This is a genomic window from Porphyromonas gulae DSM 15663, assembly GCF_000378065.1.
GTDB classification, from domain to species: Bacteria; Bacteroidota; Bacteroidia; order Bacteroidales; family Porphyromonadaceae; genus Porphyromonas; species Porphyromonas gulae.
Genome location: NZ_KB899153.1, coordinates 18,102 through 35,048, shown reverse-complemented (window position 1 = coordinate 35,048; position 16,947 = coordinate 18,102). Strand labels below are relative to the sequence as shown.

The following is a 16,947-nucleotide window of genomic DNA, read 5'->3' as shown; positions in this document are numbered from 1 at the left end:
TCTTCACTTGTATTCTTTTGCGGATTGTGACGCCTGAGACAAGAGACCGCTTTCGAAAAAAGAAATGATACTTTTGTAAAGAAACGGAGACTGATGGACTACAAGACTCGCATCATATATGCCTTATCGAAAAGCAGGTTGAAAACCATCGACACCTATGCCTCCCGAGCAGAAGAGATACAAGACCGACAGCTCAAGCGCATCCTGTCGAGTGCAGCCTACACATCCACCGGCATCCGCTACGGCTTCAGTCGTATCAGTTCGAAGGAGAGTTTTGCTCGCAATGTACCTGTGCGTGACTACGAGTCGACACAAGCCGAAATAGAACAGATGCTTCGCGGCGAAAAGGATGTGCTCTGCCCGGGGCGTTGTACATGGTTTGCCAAAAGCAGTGGGACCACCAATAGCAAAAGCAAGTTCATCCCCGTTCCATATCGCTATCTGCACTATTGCCATTATCAAGGGGGGAAAGACTCCTTATGGCTGTACCTACGCAACAGACCTGACAGTCGTTTCTTCACGACGAAAGGTTTGGTACTGGGTGGCAGTCACGCCCCTGTATCCATGAATGCCGACATACAAGTTGGCGACTTGAGTGCCATCCTTGTCGAGAATATGCCTGCGCTCGGCAACAGCATACGGGTGCCCTCGAAAGAGACGCTCCTGATGGATGAGTGGACGGAGAAGCTGAAAGCCGTAGTTCGCGAAGTGGTACATGCACGGGTCGGGAGCTTGTCCGGCGTACCGTCTTGGATCCTTGTCCTGATCAAGGAAGTACTCGCAGCTACAGGCCGAGAGACTTTGTCGGATGTATGGCCGGAGTTGGAAGTATTCTTCCACGGCGGCATCAGTTTCGCGCCCTATCGAGAGCAGTATGAGAAGCTGATACCTTCTTCGCGGATGCAGTATATGGAGACGTACAACGCTTCGGAAGGTTTCTTCGGTATTCAGGATGATCCGACGGATAGCGGCATGCTACTGATGCTCGATTACGGAGTTTACTACGAATTCATCCCAATGGAGCATTTCGGCCAGCCCGAGGCGGAAGCCATCCCACTCGAAGGGGTGGAAAAAGGGCGTAACTACGCTATGATCATCAGCACGCTCGGCGGACTCTACCGTTATGTATTGGGCGACACCGTACGCTTCACCTCGGTCAAACCATACAAAATAGTCATCACCGGTCGCACCAAGCACTACATCAACGCATTCGGAGAAGAGCTGATGGTACACAATAGCGACAAAGCATTGGCGACGACATGCAAGCGATTCGGCGTGCAGGCAGTGGACTATACGGCAGCACCCCACTTTTTCCCGGAGGAGGGTAAGGGGTGGCACGACTGGCTGATCGAATTTGTCTCTGCACCGGCTGATCCGAATGCGTTTGCCCAAGCGTTGGACGCCGAACTGCAAACGCTCAATTCCGACTACGAAGCCAAGCGATATGCAGACATGACTTTGCTCCCACTCTCCTTGACGATCGCTCGCCCCGGTCTCTTCCATGATTGGCTTGCAGAGCAGGGCAAGCTGGGAGGACAGCACAAAGTGCCTCGTCTGAGCAATACACCGGAAATAATGAGGTCTATCCTCGAAATGAACAGTTAATCGCATCTTCCCGATTATTGGCAGGGGGAGGTGTTTCCGAACAAAAGAATCAATGAGTAAAAGGAAAGATAAAAGCAAGAGTAAAGCTCGCAAGGGAGACGCTCCTCGCATCAACCGCGCCAGCCGCAGGAACAAACGCATGACCAAGGAGGAAATGCGCAATGCCATTTTGGGCGTATTCCAAAGCAATCCTCAGAGCGTGATGAACTACAAGCAGGTAAGCCATCTGATGGGAATAGAAGCCACGCCGCAAAAGCTAATGGTGAACTCCCTGATGGAGGACATGGCTGTGGACGACATTCTGCATGAGATAGAACGCGGACGCTATCGGTACAATGCCTTGGGATTGATTGTCATAGGCACCTTCGAGCGTCGGTTCAATGGCCGCAATTCATTTATTCCCGAAGGAGGTGGAACGCCCATTTTCATTGCCGAAAGAAATTCGGCACATGCCATGGACGGCGACAAAGTGAAAGTACAACTCTTTGCCAAACGCCGTGGCCGTGCGCCGGAAGCCGCCGTGATCGAGATCATCGAACAGAAGCAGGCCACTTTCGTCGGCAAGATCCAAATCAATCGAGACTTCGCTTTCCTTGTTACGGAAGATCGCACCTTAGCCAATGACATTTTCATCCCCAAGGACAACCTCGGCAATGCGAAAAACGGCGATAAGGTAATAGCCCGAATACTCGAATGGCCGGAGCAATCCAAGAATCCCATCGGAGAGGTACAAGCCGTGTTGGGACCGGCCGGAGACAACGATGCCGAGATGAATGCCATTCTGGCCGAGTTCGGATTGCCCTATATCTACCCCCAAGAGGTGGAAGAGGCAGCCGACCGTCTGGATGGCAAGATCACAGAAGAAGAACTGGCGCGAAGAGAAGATTTTCGGTCCGTACTCACCTTCACCATCGACCCGAAGGATGCCAAGGACTTCGATGACGCCCTATCGTTCCGTCCGCTAGAGGATGATTGCTACGAGGTGGGCGTACATATCGCGGATGTCTCGCACTACGTCACTGAGGGCGACATCATCGATCAGGAAGCATACAACCGCGCCACGAGTATCTATCTCGTGGATCGCACCATCCCGATGCTCCCCGAACGCCTCTGCAACGACCTTTGTTCCCTCCGTCCCGACGAAGAGAAATATGCCTATAGCTGCATATTCCAGATGAATGATGAAGCCAAGGTATTGGAGTATCGCATCTGTCGCTCCGTGATCAAGAGCGACCGCCGGTTCGCCTACGAAGAGGCACAGGCCGTGATCGAGACCGGCGAAGGCGACTGCAAAGAGGCCATTCTCAAACTCAATGAGCTGGCACAGCGACTTCGTGAAGAACGATTCCAAAACGGAGCGATTGCTTTCGAAAGAAAAGAAGTCCGCTTCGAAATAGACGAGAAAGGTCGTCCTCTGGGTGTAGTGGTCAAGGAAAGCAAGGAAGCCAACAAGCTGATCGAAGAGTTCATGCTTCTGGCCAACAGGACGGTAGCCCGACATATAGGTGACGAGACCCAAGGGAAACGAGCCAAGACCTTTGTTTATCGTATCCACGACCTGCCCGATCCCGACAGGCTGGAGACCTTGTCGGACTTCATCCGCCGATTCGGCTATAAGCTGCGCACTACAGGCAGCAATGTGGAGGTAAGCAAGAGCATCAATTCTCTTCTGGACAACATCCAAAACAAGCCCGAGGAAAATCTGATCTCTACCGTCGCCATACGCTCCATGGCCAAGGCCATCTACTCAACGGACAACATCGGCCACTACGGATTGGCATTCGATTTTTATACCCACTTCACTTCGCCCATTCGCCGCTATCCGGACTTGATGGTGCATCGACTGCTGACGAAATACCTTTCGGGAGGAAGTTCCGTAGACAAGAATGACTATGAGGAAAAGTGCAAGCATTCATCGGCAATGGAGCAACTGGCAGCCTCGGCCGAACGCGCTTCCATCAAATACAAACAGGTGGAGTTTATGTCCGAACACCTCGGCAAAGTATTCGATGGTGTAATATCGGGCGTTACCGAGTGGGGGTTGTACGTAGAACTGAAGGAAAATATGTGCGAAGGCCTTATACCCATCCGCTGTCTCGATGATGACTACTACGAATACGACGACAAGAACTTCTGCCTCATCGGGCGTCGCTATCGTCATCGCTACAGTCTGGGCGATGCCATCACCGTACGCGTTGCTCAGGCCAATCTGGACAGAAAGCAACTCGACTTCGAACCCGTAGGCTAAGCGATCCTGCGAGACCATCCACTTGCAGACCCTTGTCTTCGCCGAATTCGGTGGCATGGTCATACTCAAAAAGTAAGGCAATATCTCCATCGATCTTAGTTCTCTGTGCCCAAGCTGTTTGGTTTAGATGGCCAAACCCTCTGACCAAACTCTCTACCTCCTCCGATACAAAAAACGGCGAGAGGGAGCATACTCGTCTTGCACGCTTTTACGTTCGTCAATTTTGTCGAGTATGGCTCCGCAAAACGTGGCGTGAGATTTTTTTCGTTTTGGTTCGAGAATTTTTTTGTTCTCGAGCCAAAACGAAATTTTTTACGCGCGTGTTTTCAGAATTTCCGGAACCACTTTCTTCTGATTTGCGGTTCGTCTTTTCCTGACGGATCGAACACTTTTAGAATGCCGGTAAGCCTCTTCGAACTATTATCTTGTGAGGAGCTTTTGGAGGAGACAATGGAAAAAGAAGAGTCAAAAGTGCAGAAACTTACATGGTGCAGAAGTAAAATCGTTTGGCAATTTCAGATTTAATACTACCTTTGCAAACGCAAAACGGATTTTTGTCCTTTGCTAAGATCATCCGGAGGCCCATTCGTCTATCGGTTAGGACGCAAGATTTTCATTCTTGAAAGAGGGGTTCGATTCCCCTATGGGCTACAGAATTAAAATTATCACAAGAGAAGGATATGGCAAATCATATTTCATCAGAAAAGCGAATTCGTCAGACAAACGCGCGCAGACTGCACAATCGTTACTATGCCCGTACGGCTCGTAATGCTGTGAAAGCGTTCCGTGCACTGACGGACCGTACTGAAGCTGAAAAGAAATACCCCGTATTGGCATCGATGCTTGATCGCTTGGCCGGCAAGAATATTATTCACAAGAATAAAGCCGCCAATCTGAAGTCAAAGCTCGCTCGCCGCATGAATACATTAGCGTAAGGGAAGACTCTCCCCCCTCGCTCGTACTTGTCTGCGAAGCGGAGAGGAGTGTCAGGCTCGGTTTGGCCCATTCGTCTATCGGTTAGGACGCAAGATTTTCATTCTTGAAAGAGGGGTTCGATTCCCCTATGGGCTACACGCAGAACGAATAGCAGTTCCCATACTAAGGCTGTGTCAAAGGATTATCCCCTTTATGACACAGCCTTAGTCGTTTTGCAGGCAGTCTATACTCAACTTAGAAGCAGTCGGATTTTCCTCTAAAAGAGGTAACTCCTAAGGTTCGGATCCCTCTATCTCTTTGTTTTCTCATGGCAGTACCTTGTCACTAATTGAAAAAACAGCAACACTCGGAGGAAGAATTGGCTCAAACAAGGTTTTATTCGTTCTTTTGCAGATAGAAAAAAGACAAAAGACAGCAATGAAGAAAGACATTATCATATTGGGGATCGAAAGCTCCTGTGACGACACCTCAGCAGCCGTGGTCAGGAACGAAACGATGCTTAGCAACGTGATCGCAGGACAGGCCGTACACAATGCCTATGGGGGAGTGGTGCCCGAACTGGCATCGCGTGCGCATCAGCAGAACATTGTCCCGGTGGTGAGCGAGGCTATCAAACGTGCCGGCATTCGCAAAGAAGAAATTGATGCCATCGCTTTCACCCGTGGCCCGGGTTTGCTGGGATCGCTCCTTGTAGGCACCAGCTTTGCCAAGGGATTGTCTCTTTCCTTGGGCATTCCGATGCTGGAAGTCAATCATCTTCATGCCCATGTCCTGGCCAACTTTCTTCGTGAGCCGGGTGAGGAGTCGCAGCATCCCTCTTTCCCATTCCTGTGCTTGTTGGTTTCGGGGGGCAACTCCCAGATTATTCTGGTTCGCTCTCCTTATGACATGGAGGTAATAGGACAGACGATCGACGATGCAGCCGGAGAGGCTTTCGACAAATGTGCCAAGGTGATGGGGCTGGGTTACCCCGGAGGCCCCATCGTTAATAAGTTGGCCTCCGAGGGCAAACCCGATGCATTCCGCTTTGCCCGTCCTCATGTGTCCGGTTACGACTACAGCTTCAGCGGACTCAAGACATCTTTCCTCTATACTCTGCGCGACAAATTGGCCGAAGATCCCGACTTCGTCGAAAAGAACAAGGCCGATCTGTGTGCCTCTCTTCAGCACACGGTCATAGACATCTTGACGAAGAAACTTCGCCAAGCGGCCAAAGATCATGGCATCAAACAAGTGGCCTTGGCCGGTGGTGTATCAGCCAATACCGGACTGCGCGATGCTTTTCACGATCATGCCCGACGTTATGGCTGGACTGTATTCATCCCCAAATTCGCCTATACGACGGACAATGCTGCCATGGTAGCCATTTCCGGATACTATAAGTACTTGCAGGGCGATTTCTGCCCCATCGATGCCGTCCCATTCTCGCGCATCACGATCTGATGGATAGTCCCGTTATTTCCGAACTGGCGAAGCTCTTGACAGAGCGAGGTCTTACATTGGCTACTGCCGAGAGTTGTACCGGAGGAGCTATTGCTTCGGCTCTAACTCATTGCCCGGGAGCCTCGGTTTTTTTCAGGGGTTCGGTCGTGGCATATCAGAACGACATCAAAATACGCCTTTTGGAAGTGTCCCAAGCCGATATTGAATGCCATACAGTGGTCAGCGAGCCTGTGGCACGCAGTATGGCTGTGGGTGTTTGTCGTCTGCTTGATGCCGATATAGGAATTGCGACTACGGGAATAGCCGGACCTTCGGGCGGTTCGGATCGGGCACCGGTCGGCACAGTTTGGATCGGTCTTGCCATCGGTGAGGATACTTTTGCACACTGCCTGCATCTTAGCGGTACTCGTGAGGAGGTCATCGCTCAGGCCACCGATCAGGTGCTTTTGACTATATTTGACCTCTGTAAAAACAAATTATGACCGGTATAAATCCAATAATAAAATATCAGCAGAAATGAAGATGAATCGTTTATTTGCTGTAGCAATCGCTGCATTGCTTTCAGTAACAGCGACTTTGGCTCAGTCCGCAACGGGGAGCGATCAGGTCTGTCGCATCGGTATGCAGTACCAAATCAGCTATAACGAACATTGGGGTGCCAATAGGCCTGTTATCATCACGGTAGAGCCGGGCAGTGCTGCCGATGTGGCAGGACTCAAACCCGGCGATGTCATTGAGAAAGTGGCCGGCAAATCTACTGCGTCGCTGGACGAAGTGGATTTTCAGAAGCTCCTGATCAGTGGAAATACGACCCGACTGGAGGTCTCCAATCTGTCGGGAACCAAGCAAATCACCTTAGGACGTGACTGCCAGTCTCGGTATATTCTGTCCGAACGTCAGTTGGCACGCTCTTTCAGCTTCTACAGCTTGCAGGATGCCAGCGATCGCCGTATCGTGCGTCCATACAAAGTCAAGACATCGACCAAAGCGGACTTTACCAATCTGCGTACATACTCTTTCGCTGCTTCTTCGCCCGACAACGAGGAGATCGATATAGCTGTCTACAAGGAAGTGGGCAAATATCTGAGCGCCATGGGAATGAAAGAGACGCTGAACAATCCCGATGTAATCGTCGATTGTTATTATCTGTTCGATAACAACAAGCTCTTTACCTCATTCAATAGCTCCGCTCCTCATAATTCTTGGCAGTATTCTCCGCGTGACAAGAAGATGATATCGATCCCCATTATGCCGGCCGGTACACAGGAGATCAATGCTCCTTATGTGATCCAGCTCGGTGTACGGCTGATCAACGCCAGGAACAACCTCCAAGTCTTCTGGCAATGCGAGTCGAATGATTTCCTTTCCTCACCTTTGGGGTTGGCGGAATATGCGCGATACAACGTGCCTTTGATGATGATGGAGTTCCCGTTTATTCGCTATCGTGAGAACCCGACGTTCCGTCTGCGGAGTCAGCGTTACTTCTATACGGGGCTGTACTATCAGGCCAATGATCTTTCGCTCGTGGCAGCAGTCGATCCCGACTCTCCAGCAGCGAAGGCAGGGCTGAAAGCCGGAGACCGTATCATCAGCATCAACGGTATTCCTGCTTTGTCCGGATCCGAGGAGTATTCCGCTGCTTATAAAGAGTTTATCAAAAAGACCATGAAGTACCGTACCGAGGAGGACATCTTCACCGATGCCAATGGTTTGGCCGGCTGTCGTTATTGGTCACCCAAGAACTACGAGAAGATTGCACGCATAATGGCACAGCCCAAATACAAGCCGGCTTTTGCCTATCTCTTCTTCTTCCGTTCGTACGTGAACGACCAGCAGATTACTTCGTGCGTCTTTCAGGTGCAGCGCGATGGTATGCCCGAATCCATTTTGGTGCAACCCGTCCTGCGCGACGAATCGTCAGTTACGCTTGAGTAATCCCTGCGGATGAAGCGAAGCAAATACCGGCTCGGACGCATAGGCCGTCTGACCATCGACCGTATCGTATCCATCGGGGCATATCTCGATGGAGGCGATACGGATATTTTGTTGCCCAATCGCTATCTCCCGGCGAATGCCGCACCCGGAGTGGAAGTGGAGGTGTTCGTCTATCATGACAATGAAGGCAGACTCATAGCCACCACCATGCGACCGCTTGTCGAAGTGGGACAGGTGGCTCTGCTGCGTGCCGTCTCTGTCACGGATAGTGGGGCATATATGGAATGGGGCATACACAAGGATCTCTTCGTTCCTTTTCGAGAACAGATGCAGCTCATTCGTGAAGGCGGACGCTATTTCGTCTATGCTTATATCGATCATGTGAGTGGCAAGATCGTCGGCTCGGCGAAGTTGTCCAAACATTTGGGCAACATTCCCCCATCCTACTCCCCCGGGGACGAGGTGTCAGCACTGGTTTACGAACGAATCGATCCGGGTTATCGCATGATCGTGGATCATACCCACTGGGGGATGATCTATTCCGATACGTTGCCGATGCCTCTGGCGATCGGAGCACAGCTGAAGGCTTACGTAATTCGCCTCCGCGACGATGGTAAAATCGACCTCTCGCTCAAACCGATAGGCTATGGCCGTATCGACTCCGAGAGCGAACGACTGCTACACATGCTCCGAAGAAGAGGTGGTCGGCTTCCCATTGGAGATAAGAGTTCGCCCGAAGAAATTCTGGAACATACCGGTATGAGTAAGAAAACGTTCAAAATGGCTGTCGGAACGCTCTATCGTCGCCGTTTGATCAGGCTCACTCCTACGTCAATAGATCTGAACGAAACCATATCTACTCCCGAAGCATAAGCCAACAACCAGCCGGAAGCAAACAATCAAACATGCGCAATGCAATGAATCATACGGAACAAGATAAGGAGATGATGCGCGAAGCGATCCGATTGGCAGACGAAAGCGTTGCCAATGGCGGTGGTCCTTTTGGTGCCGTGATAGTAAAAGATGGAGAGATCATTGCGGCAACGAGCAATCGTGTGACCCTCGACAATGATCCCACGGCGCATGCAGAAGTGAATTGTATTCGTATGGCTTGTAAGCGGCTCGGCTCTTTCGATCTTTCGGGATGTACCATTTATACCTCATGCGAGCCGTGTCCGATGTGCCTCGGAGCCATCTATTGGGCACGCATAGATCGGATTTTCTATGGTAACGGTCGGCAGGATGCTGCCGATATAGGATTCGATGACGATTTTATCTATCAAGAGTTGGCTCGTCCTTTGGATAGCCGCTCCACTCCGATCATCCCGATGCTGCGGGATGAAGCTCTCCATTCTTTTCGTCTTTGGACGGAAAAAACGGATAAGACCGAATACTAAGGGCTTTCCGGCCCATTGATTTCAGGTTTCCTCCGACCTCCCTCTTCACAATTTACAGCCATCCCTCCGGCTTTTTTCTTTTGTGATAAAAGAGAGAGGAGCATCGAAACGTTTGTTTGTTCGGTAGATACTGAAAATGGAATCGGGGCTGCGCCAATGAGATTGGACACAGCCCCGACAATATATTTGGTATTTGAGCGGAATTACTTCAGTGCAGCGATAGCAGCTTCATAATTCGGCTCTTGGGTGATCTCGGGAACAAGCTCTTCGTAAATGATCTTGCCGTTTTCGTCCACCACAACGACGGCACGAGCCAAGAGACCTTTCAGAGGGCCATCGGTCATCAGCAGACCATAACCCTTCTCGAAGCAGTCGCAGCGGAAAGCTGAAACGGTAATAACCTTGTCCAAGCCTTCGGCACCACAGAAGCGAGCCTGTGCAAAAGGCAGGTCCTTGGAGAGACAGAGTACTACCGTATTGTCCAAAGAAGATGCTTCCTGATTGAAACGGCGTACGCTGGCTGCACAGACACCTGTATCTATACTGGGGAATATGTTGATTACCACTCTTTTTCCTTTGAATTCCGAGAGCGATACTTCGCTCAGGTCAGCCTTCACGGCTTTGAAGTCGGGAGCTACTGAACCTACGCCCGGGAGCTGTCCGTTCGTATTGATGTTGATTTTGCCTTGTAATGTTACTGTTGCCATAACTGATAATGCTGTTAGAAATATTTTTAGACTCATTGTAATCATATCTTTATTCCTAAAACAAGGAGTTCGTCTTATTGTTCATCGCACACGAATCATGCTCAGCCCGTCGCGCATCGGAACGATCAAGTTCTCCACCCGCTCATCCTGCATGACCATTTCGTTGAAGCGAAGGATACCCTGTGTTTGGCTATCGGTCGGAAGAGGTTCGGCCACCACCTTACCGTCCCAAAGCGTATTATCGGCCAAGATGAGTGCTCCGGCAGGCAGGTGGTCTATGATCATTTCATAGTAAAGGGTGTATTGTCTCTTGTCTGCATCCATATAAATCAGATCGAAGCATTCATTCTTGACCAAGTCCGGTAGCAGATCCAAGGCCTCACCGATGTGCAATTCGATCTTCGCGCCCAAATCCGATGCCTCCAGATAGCGGCGGATGAAGTCCTCCATCTCGTCGTCGCGCTCCAGCGTGTGGAGCAATCCGTCCGGAGCCAATCCCTCAGCCAAGCAGAGTGAGGCATAGCCGGTATAGGTGCCGATCTCCAAGATCCGGCGTGGCCTCATCAGATGAGAGATCATCGACAGGAAACGTCCCTGCAGGTGTCCGGAGAGCATCCGCGGACGCATCAGGTGCAGATGAGCATCCCGATCCAACTTTTGCAGGAGGGGCGGTTCGGCCGATGTATGTGTCGCAATATATTCGTCGATGGTCATACCCTTAGCGTTCACGCGAGATCAGATACTTGACCAGATCTATTTCCAGCGCAGTCGTAGAACCTTCCTTCCCACGCAGCCCACGCATATAAGCCACCATATCCTCCGGCATCAGGCAGTGACCGTCTATGAGATGGAGCAGGGCTGCGCGGAGTCCTTCCTGATGCTCTTCTGTCGCCGATTCGAAGGCAGTAATGACCCCGTAAGAAAGAGCCAACTGGCGAATAATTTTCTCCTCATAGCAGATCGCATAGACAGGAACGCGCCCACGGAATGCAGCCAGATAGCGAGCCGTCCTGCCCGTAAAGGAGTCCGTAATGATGGCTTTGACTCCCAGCTTGGCAATACTCTTCACCGCCTGCTTGGCCAAAAAGGCCGTAGTGGTAACATCATCGGCATTGTATGATACACGAATATCATTGGCTGCGATTTTGTTTTTCTCCGCTTCTTCGATTATGCGACTCATCGTGCGCACGGCTTCCAACGGATATTTGCCGTAAGCCGTCTCGCCGCTGAGCATCACGGCATCTGTACGGTAGTAGATCGCATTGGCTACGTCGGTCACTTCCGCTCGTGTAGGGCGAGGATTCTTGATCATCGAGTGGAGCATCTGTGTAGCCACGATCACGGGAGATTTCCGCTCCACACACTTGCGAATCAGCATGCGCTGGATGGCCGGTATTTTCTCTTGGGGAACTTCGATACCGAGGTCTCCACGTGCAATCATCACACCATAGGCCACATCGAGGATTTCGTCTATGTTGTCCACCCCCTCCTGGTTTTCTATCTTGGCAATAATCTTAATATCACTTCCCTCCTTGTCGAGTATGTGCTGAATGTCCAGAACGTCCTGTTTGTTGCGGACGAAGGAGTGAGCGATGAAATCGACCCCCTTGCGGATGGAGTACAGAATATTTTGCTTGTCTTTTTCCGTCAGTGAAGGCAGATTGATCCGGACGCCGGGTACGTTTACACTCTTACGGCTGCCGAGTGTGCCATCATTCAGCAATACACAGGCCAAAGCATCGGCACTCTTGGCCACCACTTCGATTTCCAGATCGCCATCGTCCACCAATATGCGGCTGCCCACCTCCACATCTTGTACGAAGAGCGGGTAGGAAACGCATATACAGTCGTGTGTCGTTTTTTGCTCCGGATCAGGCTTGATCAGGATACGGTCGCCTGCATGAAATTCGATCGGTTCGTCACAAACGGTCGTGCGTACTTCCGGACCTTTCGTATCCATCAGTACCGCCAAGTGAGGAGAAACGGCACGGACATTGCCGATCACACGATCGAAACCCTCCTCGTTCATGTGAGCCGAATTGAGTCGGACTACGTTGATGCCTGCTTCGTAAAGGGAGCGGATAAAGTCCACATCACAGCGAAGGTCGGAAATGGTGGCGACTATTTTTGTTTGTTTCATCTGTTACAATACTATATACAGCGTTTGATTTTATTAGTCTTTAGAAATCAGCTTAATGTTTTCTTCTGTTTCTTGATCCCACCGGATAAACAACTCTCCGGATATTACCTTGGGATAGAAATGTATCGAGTCTTTTTCCACTGAAAGTTTTTCTGAATCTATTTCACACGTGTAGACTGTGTCTTCATGAGTAATGCGGACTTGTAAAGTCTTAAAATCTTTCGGATTCCCATATTTGACTCTACAATTTTTACTTTTCGCAATTTTTCGATTTCTAACTAATTTTTCCAACATAGAGCTATTGTTTATTCTTTCACCAAAAAATCTACTGCCAACCGGTAGCTCTCCAACCCAAAACCTGATATGATTCCCCGACAAGCCGGTGCTATCATCGACTGCCGGCGGTACTCCTCGCGTGCAAAGATGGAACTGATATGCACCTCCACTACCGGAATGCCGATGGCTCGGATGGCATCCAGCAAGGCGACGGACGTATGCGTATAACCACCGGCATTGAGCACTACACCCACGGCACCGCTTTGCTCGGCGCGGTAAAGGGCATCGATCAGTTCGCCCTCATGGTTGCTCTGATAGTAGGAGATGGTAGCATCGGGATAAAGACCTCGCAGATCTTCGAGATAAGCATCGAACGGACGGGTGCCGTAGATTTCCGGTTCTCGCTTGCCCAGCGACGCCAGATTGGGACCATTGATAATGTGTATAAGCTTCATAACGATTGTTTATCTTTGGGAGGCAGAGCCATAAAAAACGGCTTATGGCACAAGCTCTCCTTTCGGCGTGTGCATAGGTCTGCACACAACCTCTACAAAGGTATAGATATTTGACAATGATAGAAGATAGCCTTTCCAAGCGTTATAAGTCCTACCTCAGTCTGGAACTTCACCTGACACCCAACAGCGTAGATGCTTACCTAAAGGATTTGAGCAAGTTAGACTCTTATCTCACGGCTGAGGGCATCTCTTTTCGAGAGGTTTCGTATGAAAATCTTCAACATTTCGTAGCCGAATTGTATGACCTCGGCATCAGTGCACGTTCGATAGCGCGTATCATCAGCGGTGTCAAGAGTTTCTTCCGCTTCCTCGTTTTGGAAGAGTATATCGAAGCGGATCCTACCGAGTTGCTCGAAGGCCCTCGTATCGGTGTTCATCTGCCTACGGTATTGACCATCGAAGAGATCGATCGGCTGATCGGAGCGATCGATCCGGCAGCTCAGTTCGCCCGGCGCAATCGCGCCATTCTGGAAATACTCTATAGTTGTGGCCTGCGTGTCAGCGAACTGACTTCTTTGAAATTCGGCAATCTCTTCCTCAACGAATCGTTCTTGCGTATTGATGGCAAGGGACGCAAACAGCGTCTCGTACCCATGAGCGAGGCTGCTATCACCGAGCTGAAGCGGTATCTGTCCGATCCCGAACGCCCGACCCCTGTTCGTGGACAGGAGGAGTACGTGTTTCTGAGCAATCGTGGCAAAGCCATCTCCCGCATCATGGTTTTCGTCATGATCAAGAAGCTGGCAGAAGAAGCCGGCATAACGAAGAGTATCAGTCCCCATACATTCCGCCACAGCTTTGCCACCCATCTGCTCGAGGGGGGGGCTAATCTACAGGCCATTCAGCTCATGCTTGGCCATGAGAGCATTGCCACGACGGAGATCTATACCCATATCGACAGAGAAACGCTCCGACATGAAATCGAGACCTACCATCCGCGCAATCAATCCTACCGTCGATCCGGTTCCGAAGCTGACCAATAAGAAATTTCAGCCGGCCGCTTCATCAGAAAAAGACGAACCACAAAAGGGAGAATTGCGGTTCAAGAATCGCTGAAAACACGCGCGTAAAAAATTTCGTTTTGGTTCGAGAATTTTTTCGTTCCCGAATCGGAGCGAAAAAATTCTCAGACCTCATTTTTACACCCCATACGCATCAGTTTCTTGGAACGAAAATACGAAGAGGGATAAAGGGGCCGAAGCCCACGATTTTTCTTTTCTGTAAAATGGAAACGGAGAGGCCGAGAGACCTAAATCCGACTTCGAGAGTTAGTGGCTACGGCTGCAATGGCATGCACAGGTAAGGACAAATTCGTCAGTGCAAAGGGCCTGAACGGAAATGAGAATATCGCTGCCGAACGAATCCGAATAGATCAGATCGAAAGGGAACAGCGTGTTTTCGCTCGGCAATTCGGGGGGAAGTGCTGTATCAAAGCGTTTGAGAGAGGCATCGGAGGGGTTGAAAATTTTGTATGCGGTCTCTTTGGCACTCCATATAATGGTCGCAAGCAATCGTCGTCTCGCCTCATCCACAGACATCAGCCATTCGTACTCTCGCTCATTCATGAAGCGCGGGGCTACTCGCAGAGCACGATCCGATAGCATCTCAATGTCGATGCCCGGTATCAGGCTTGACGGTGTCACATAGATAGCTCCATAAGAACCCGTATGGCTGATACTGATGTTGTGTGCCGAGTCGAGTACCGGCTTACCACTTGGCAGATGTCCGATTGGCGGAGTATCGTGGGGAAAAACCTGTCGAAGGAGGAGTGAGATCCTTTGCCTTTCATCCTCACGCTTATTATCGGAGCCTTTTTCAAAGCGGCCGACAAGTACACCGGGGATGTTGATGGGGAACAAATGCATACGGGACAGGATCCAATCGAAAGAGGAGAGGACGGGGGGCTATTCCGTCTCCCAAGTGCGTTCAAAAGGGAAAATCTTGATTTCGATGATTCGACGCTTGTCCATTTGGGTCACCTGAAAACGGAACGGCTCGTATGCCGCCGTATCGCCTACATGGGGCAGCTCCTGCTTGATCTCCAGGAAGAGTCCACTAAGCGTATCGACCTCATCCCCCAATTCTCCGAAAGCATTTTCCGGCAAGTCGAGATAGTGCCGAACATCGGAGAGAGACGTCTTTCCTTCGAAAAGATAGCTGCCATCCCCCAAAACCTTAAAGGGGAGTTCTTCCTCGTCGTATTCGTCGGTAATCTCACCGACGATCTCTTCCAATATGTCCTCCATCGTGATCAGTCCGCATGTACCCCCGAACTCATCCACAACGATGGAGACATGCACCTTGTTGGCTCTGAACTCTTCGAGCAGGTCGTCTATACGTTTGTTTTCGGGGACAAAATATGCTTTGCGAATCAGAGGGTGCCAATCGAAATCATCGTCTTTCTCCATGTGGGGAATAAGATCCTTGATGTAAATCACCCCTTTGATATTGTCCTCCGAGCCCTCGGATACAGGAAGCCTGGAGTAGCCTGACGAAACGACAAAGTCCAGCATCTTACGAAATGGCCAACTCAGGTCTACATCCACAATATCCATACGCGGGACCATGATCTCGCTGGCAGTCTTGTTATAGAATTTGATGATTTCGTTGATCATTTCTTTCTCCTCCGGCTCCCCTTCGGTGGTAGTGAGAGCCACTGCTTTCGACAGTTCGTCCACGGAGATGTCGTATTTTTTCTTGCTGATACTCCGGGTAACAATACCGGTACTCTTGACCAGCAATTTGGAAAACGGTGACAACACCTTATAGATAACGGACATAGCCGCAGCAGAAAAGCGCGAGTATTGCAGGGGATTTTTCCGTGCATACACTTTCGGCAGGATCTCCCCGAACAGCAAAAGGATCGTGGTCAGAAGTATCGTTTGGATAAGGAAACCGACGATGGGAGAAGAGAAATCGAACGTCTGTTCGATGGCGTAATTGGAAAGGATAACGATAGCTACGTTGATGACATTATTTCCGATCAGAATGGTGGCCAATAGCTGATTCGAATTGTCTAATAAATTGGAGAGCGAGATGTCGGAAGAGTGATTCCGTTCGCGGATATTTTGCAGATCGATCGGCTTTAGTGAGAAGTAAGCGACCTCACACGAGGACATAAAGGCCGAACAGCAAAGAAGAAGCAGGTCGATAATGAAAGCCACTATGGCTGCTGCACCGATGGAATTGACCCGAATCCCTTCAAAAAAATCAGTAATAAGGTGTAAGTCCAAAATAAATCTGATTTGGGTTAGAACGGAAGGTCGGACGGAGGTTCCGAACTTTCTTCTTTCGCCGTATCACGGACGAATGAAGAAGACGCAAGGGGCGTCGTATCTTGAGTCGATGAAGATGTCTGTGAAGTTCTGCTCTCGTCTCGATTGGAGGAACCGCTTTCAAAAAAGTTGATTTTCTCGGCAAGGATTTCCGTCACTTGGCGGCGAACTCCTGTATTGTCCACATACGTGCGGTAGCGGATCTTTCCTTCGACATACAGGAGACTTCCTTTCTTGATCCACTTCTCGGCAAAAATGGCCAACTCACGATAAGCAACTACATTGTGCCATTCCGTTCGCTCCGGCACTTCAGTACCATTGGCCAGCTTGTAGCCTCGCTCGGAAGTAGCCAGCGAAAAGTTTGCGACAGCCGAATTGCTGTCGAAATACCGAATCTCGGGATCCTTGCCCGTACGGCCTATTAAAATGACTTTATTCAGAGACATGAGCAATTTCTAACCAAGTGAACG

At 50.2% G+C, this 16,947-nt stretch carries 19 protein-coding genes and 2 tRNA genes; 12 read left to right on the top strand and 9 right to left on the bottom strand.

The window, feature by feature from the left end; translation table 11 throughout:
• Window positions 1-93: 93 nt before the first annotated feature.
• On the top strand, window positions 94-1,605 hold the full coding sequence (locus F452_RS0103295) for a GH3 auxin-responsive promoter family protein (protein ID WP_018964822.1): 1,512 nt from the start codon (window positions 94-96) through the stop codon (window positions 1,603-1,605).
• 52 nt (window positions 1,606-1,657) lie between these two features.
• The gene (gene rnr / locus F452_RS0103290; protein WP_018964821.1) at window positions 1,658-3,853 is read left to right on the top strand and encodes a ribonuclease R; all 2,196 of its coding nucleotides are present in this window, start codon (window positions 1,658-1,660) and stop codon (window positions 3,851-3,853) included.
• 217 nt (window positions 3,854-4,070) lie between these two features.
• Here rnr and F452_RS12635 read toward each other — a convergent pair whose 3' ends face one another.
• A complete protein-coding gene (locus tag F452_RS12635) occupies window positions 4,071-4,154 on the bottom strand; it encodes a DUF1661 domain-containing protein (RefSeq protein WP_235317493.1) in 84 nt (27 codons plus the stop codon).
• On the opposite strand from F452_RS12635, the gene F452_RS13230 reads away from it, so the two are divergent.
• The 9 genes from F452_RS13230 to F452_RS0103245 all read left to right on the top strand — a co-directional run bounded on the left by F452_RS13230 (window position 4,123) and on the right by F452_RS0103245 (window position 9,564).
• Window positions 4,123-4,230, top strand: coding sequence for a DUF1661 domain-containing protein (locus tag F452_RS13230; protein ID WP_394358154.1), 108 nt, complete (start codon window positions 4,123-4,125; stop codon window positions 4,228-4,230). The genes F452_RS12635 and F452_RS13230 overlap by 32 nt on opposite strands.
• A gap of 202 nt (window positions 4,231-4,432) precedes the next feature.
• A tRNA-Glu gene (locus F452_RS0103280) sits at window positions 4,433-4,504 on the top strand.
• Window positions 4,505-4,533: 29 nt separating this feature from the next.
• The gene (rpsT, locus tag F452_RS0103275; protein ID WP_026292148.1) at window positions 4,534-4,788 is read left to right on the top strand and encodes a 30S ribosomal protein S20; all 255 of its coding nucleotides are present in this window, start codon (window positions 4,534-4,536) and stop codon (window positions 4,786-4,788) included.
• A gap of 64 nt (window positions 4,789-4,852) precedes the next feature.
• Window positions 4,853-4,924: transfer RNA gene (locus tag F452_RS0103270), tRNA-Glu, on the top strand.
• Between the two features lie 282 nt (window positions 4,925-5,206).
• Window positions 5,207-6,232, top strand: a complete 1,026-nt coding sequence (tsaD, locus tag F452_RS0103265; RefSeq protein ID WP_018964819.1) for a tRNA (adenosine(37)-N6)-threonylcarbamoyltransferase complex transferase subunit TsaD — start codon at window positions 5,207-5,209, stop codon at window positions 6,230-6,232.
• Window positions 6,232-6,714 carry a CinA family protein gene (locus tag F452_RS0103260; RefSeq protein ID WP_018964818.1) on the top strand — a complete coding sequence of 161 codons (483 nt, stop codon included), beginning with the start codon at window positions 6,232-6,234 and terminating at the stop codon, window positions 6,712-6,714. The genes tsaD and F452_RS0103260 overlap by 1 nt, the downstream gene beginning before the upstream one ends.
• 40 nt (window positions 6,715-6,754) lie before the next feature.
• The gene (locus F452_RS0103255) at window positions 6,755-8,167 is read left to right on the top strand and encodes a PDZ domain-containing protein (protein ID WP_230587916.1); all 1,413 of its coding nucleotides are present in this window, start codon (window positions 6,755-6,757) and stop codon (window positions 8,165-8,167) included.
• A 9-nt stretch (window positions 8,168-8,176) separates the two neighbouring features.
• Complete coding sequence (locus tag F452_RS0103250; RefSeq protein WP_018964816.1) at window positions 8,177-9,040, top strand: CvfB family protein; 864 nt, start codon at window positions 8,177-8,179, stop codon at window positions 9,038-9,040.
• A 32-nt stretch (window positions 9,041-9,072) separates the two neighbouring features.
• Window positions 9,073-9,564, top strand: coding sequence for a nucleoside deaminase (locus tag F452_RS0103245; protein WP_018964815.1), 492 nt, complete (start codon window positions 9,073-9,075; stop codon window positions 9,562-9,564).
• A 203-nt stretch (window positions 9,565-9,767) separates the two neighbouring features.
• On the opposite strand, the gene tpx is transcribed toward F452_RS0103245, so the two are convergent.
• The 4 genes from tpx to F452_RS0103220 all read right to left on the bottom strand — a co-directional run bounded on the left by tpx (window position 9,768) and on the right by F452_RS0103220 (window position 13,142).
• Entirely contained in the window at window positions 9,768-10,271 is a 504-nt protein-coding gene (gene tpx, locus F452_RS0103240) for a thiol peroxidase (RefSeq protein ID WP_018964814.1), read from the bottom strand.
• An 81-nt stretch (window positions 10,272-10,352) separates the two neighbouring features.
• Window positions 10,353-10,985: an O-methyltransferase gene (locus F452_RS0103235; RefSeq protein WP_018964813.1), complete on the bottom strand. Its 633-nt coding sequence runs from the start codon at window positions 10,983-10,985 to the stop codon at window positions 10,353-10,355.
• 4 nt (window positions 10,986-10,989) lie between these two features.
• Window positions 10,990-12,411 carry a pyruvate kinase gene (gene pyk / locus F452_RS0103230; protein ID WP_018964812.1) on the bottom strand — a complete coding sequence of 474 codons (1,422 nt, stop codon included), beginning with the start codon at window positions 12,409-12,411 and terminating at the stop codon, window positions 10,990-10,992.
• A gap of 305 nt (window positions 12,412-12,716) precedes the next feature.
• Window positions 12,717-13,142: a type II 3-dehydroquinate dehydratase gene (locus F452_RS0103220; protein ID WP_018964810.1), complete on the bottom strand. Its 426-nt coding sequence runs from the start codon at window positions 13,140-13,142 to the stop codon at window positions 12,717-12,719.
• 116 nt (window positions 13,143-13,258) lie between these two features.
• Between F452_RS0103220 and F452_RS0103215 the strand changes: the two genes are divergently transcribed.
• Window positions 13,259-14,185, top strand: a complete 927-nt coding sequence (locus F452_RS0103215) for a site-specific tyrosine recombinase (protein ID WP_018964809.1) — start codon at window positions 13,259-13,261, stop codon at window positions 14,183-14,185.
• Window positions 14,186-14,207: 22 nt separating this feature from the next.
• Here the strand turns inward: F452_RS0103215 and F452_RS13225 are convergent, their stop codons facing one another.
• From F452_RS13225 to F452_RS0103200, 4 genes are all read right to left on the bottom strand, one after another.
• Complete coding sequence (locus tag F452_RS13225; RefSeq protein WP_152567397.1) at window positions 14,208-14,339, bottom strand: DUF1661 domain-containing protein; 132 nt, start codon at window positions 14,337-14,339, stop codon at window positions 14,208-14,210.
• Window positions 14,340-14,470: 131 nt separating this feature from the next.
• Window positions 14,471-15,067 carry a 4'-phosphopantetheinyl transferase family protein gene (locus F452_RS0103210; protein WP_018964808.1) on the bottom strand — a complete coding sequence of 199 codons (597 nt, stop codon included), beginning with the start codon at window positions 15,065-15,067 and terminating at the stop codon, window positions 14,471-14,473.
• A gap of 39 nt (window positions 15,068-15,106) precedes the next feature.
• Window positions 15,107-16,435, bottom strand: coding sequence for a gliding motility-associated protein GldE (gene gldE / locus F452_RS0103205; RefSeq protein ID WP_026292146.1), 1,329 nt, complete (start codon window positions 16,433-16,435; stop codon window positions 15,107-15,109).
• A 17-nt stretch (window positions 16,436-16,452) separates the two neighbouring features.
• Window positions 16,453-16,923 carry a single-stranded DNA-binding protein gene (locus tag F452_RS0103200; protein WP_018964806.1) on the bottom strand — a complete coding sequence of 157 codons (471 nt, stop codon included), beginning with the start codon at window positions 16,921-16,923 and terminating at the stop codon, window positions 16,453-16,455.
• Window positions 16,924-16,947 lie beyond the last annotated feature (24 nt).

Coding starts and splice junctions, on each gene's coding strand:
- F452_RS0103295 (WP_018964822.1), top strand. CDS start 94: ATGGACTACAAGACTCGCATCATATATGCCTTATCGAAAAGCAGGTTG.
- F452_RS0103220 (WP_018964810.1), bottom strand. CDS start 13,142: ATGAAGCTTATACACATTATCAATGGTCCCAATCTGGCGTCGCTGGGC.
- F452_RS0103260 (WP_018964818.1), top strand. CDS start 6,232: ATGGATAGTCCCGTTATTTCCGAACTGGCGAAGCTCTTGACAGAGCGA.
- F452_RS0103250 (WP_018964816.1), top strand. CDS start 8,177: ATGAAGCGAAGCAAATACCGGCTCGGACGCATAGGCCGTCTGACCATC.
- pyk (WP_018964812.1), bottom strand. CDS start 12,411: ATGAAACAAACAAAAATAGTCGCCACCATTTCCGACCTTCGCTGTGAT.
- rnr (WP_018964821.1), top strand. CDS start 1,658: ATGAGTAAAAGGAAAGATAAAAGCAAGAGTAAAGCTCGCAAGGGAGAC.
- tpx (WP_018964814.1), bottom strand. CDS start 10,271: ATGGCAACAGTAACATTACAAGGCAAAATCAACATCAATACGAACGGA.
- rpsT (WP_026292148.1), top strand. CDS start 4,534: ATGGCAAATCATATTTCATCAGAAAAGCGAATTCGTCAGACAAACGCG.
- F452_RS0103210 (WP_018964808.1), bottom strand. CDS start 15,067: ATGCATTTGTTCCCCATCAACATCCCCGGTGTACTTGTCGGCCGCTTT.
- tsaD (WP_018964819.1), top strand. CDS start 5,207: ATGAAGAAAGACATTATCATATTGGGGATCGAAAGCTCCTGTGACGAC.
- F452_RS13225 (WP_152567397.1), bottom strand. CDS start 14,339: ATGAGGTCTGAGAATTTTTTCGCTCCGATTCGGGAACGAAAAAATTCT.
- F452_RS0103235 (WP_018964813.1), bottom strand. CDS start 10,985: ATGACCATCGACGAATATATTGCGACACATACATCGGCCGAACCGCCC.
- F452_RS0103200 (WP_018964806.1), bottom strand. CDS start 16,923: ATGTCTCTGAATAAAGTCATTTTAATAGGCCGTACGGGCAAGGATCCC.
- F452_RS0103215 (WP_018964809.1), top strand. CDS start 13,259: ATGATAGAAGATAGCCTTTCCAAGCGTTATAAGTCCTACCTCAGTCTG.
- F452_RS0103255 (WP_230587916.1), top strand. CDS start 6,755: ATGAATCGTTTATTTGCTGTAGCAATCGCTGCATTGCTTTCAGTAACA.
- F452_RS0103245 (WP_018964815.1), top strand. CDS start 9,073: ATGCGCAATGCAATGAATCATACGGAACAAGATAAGGAGATGATGCGC.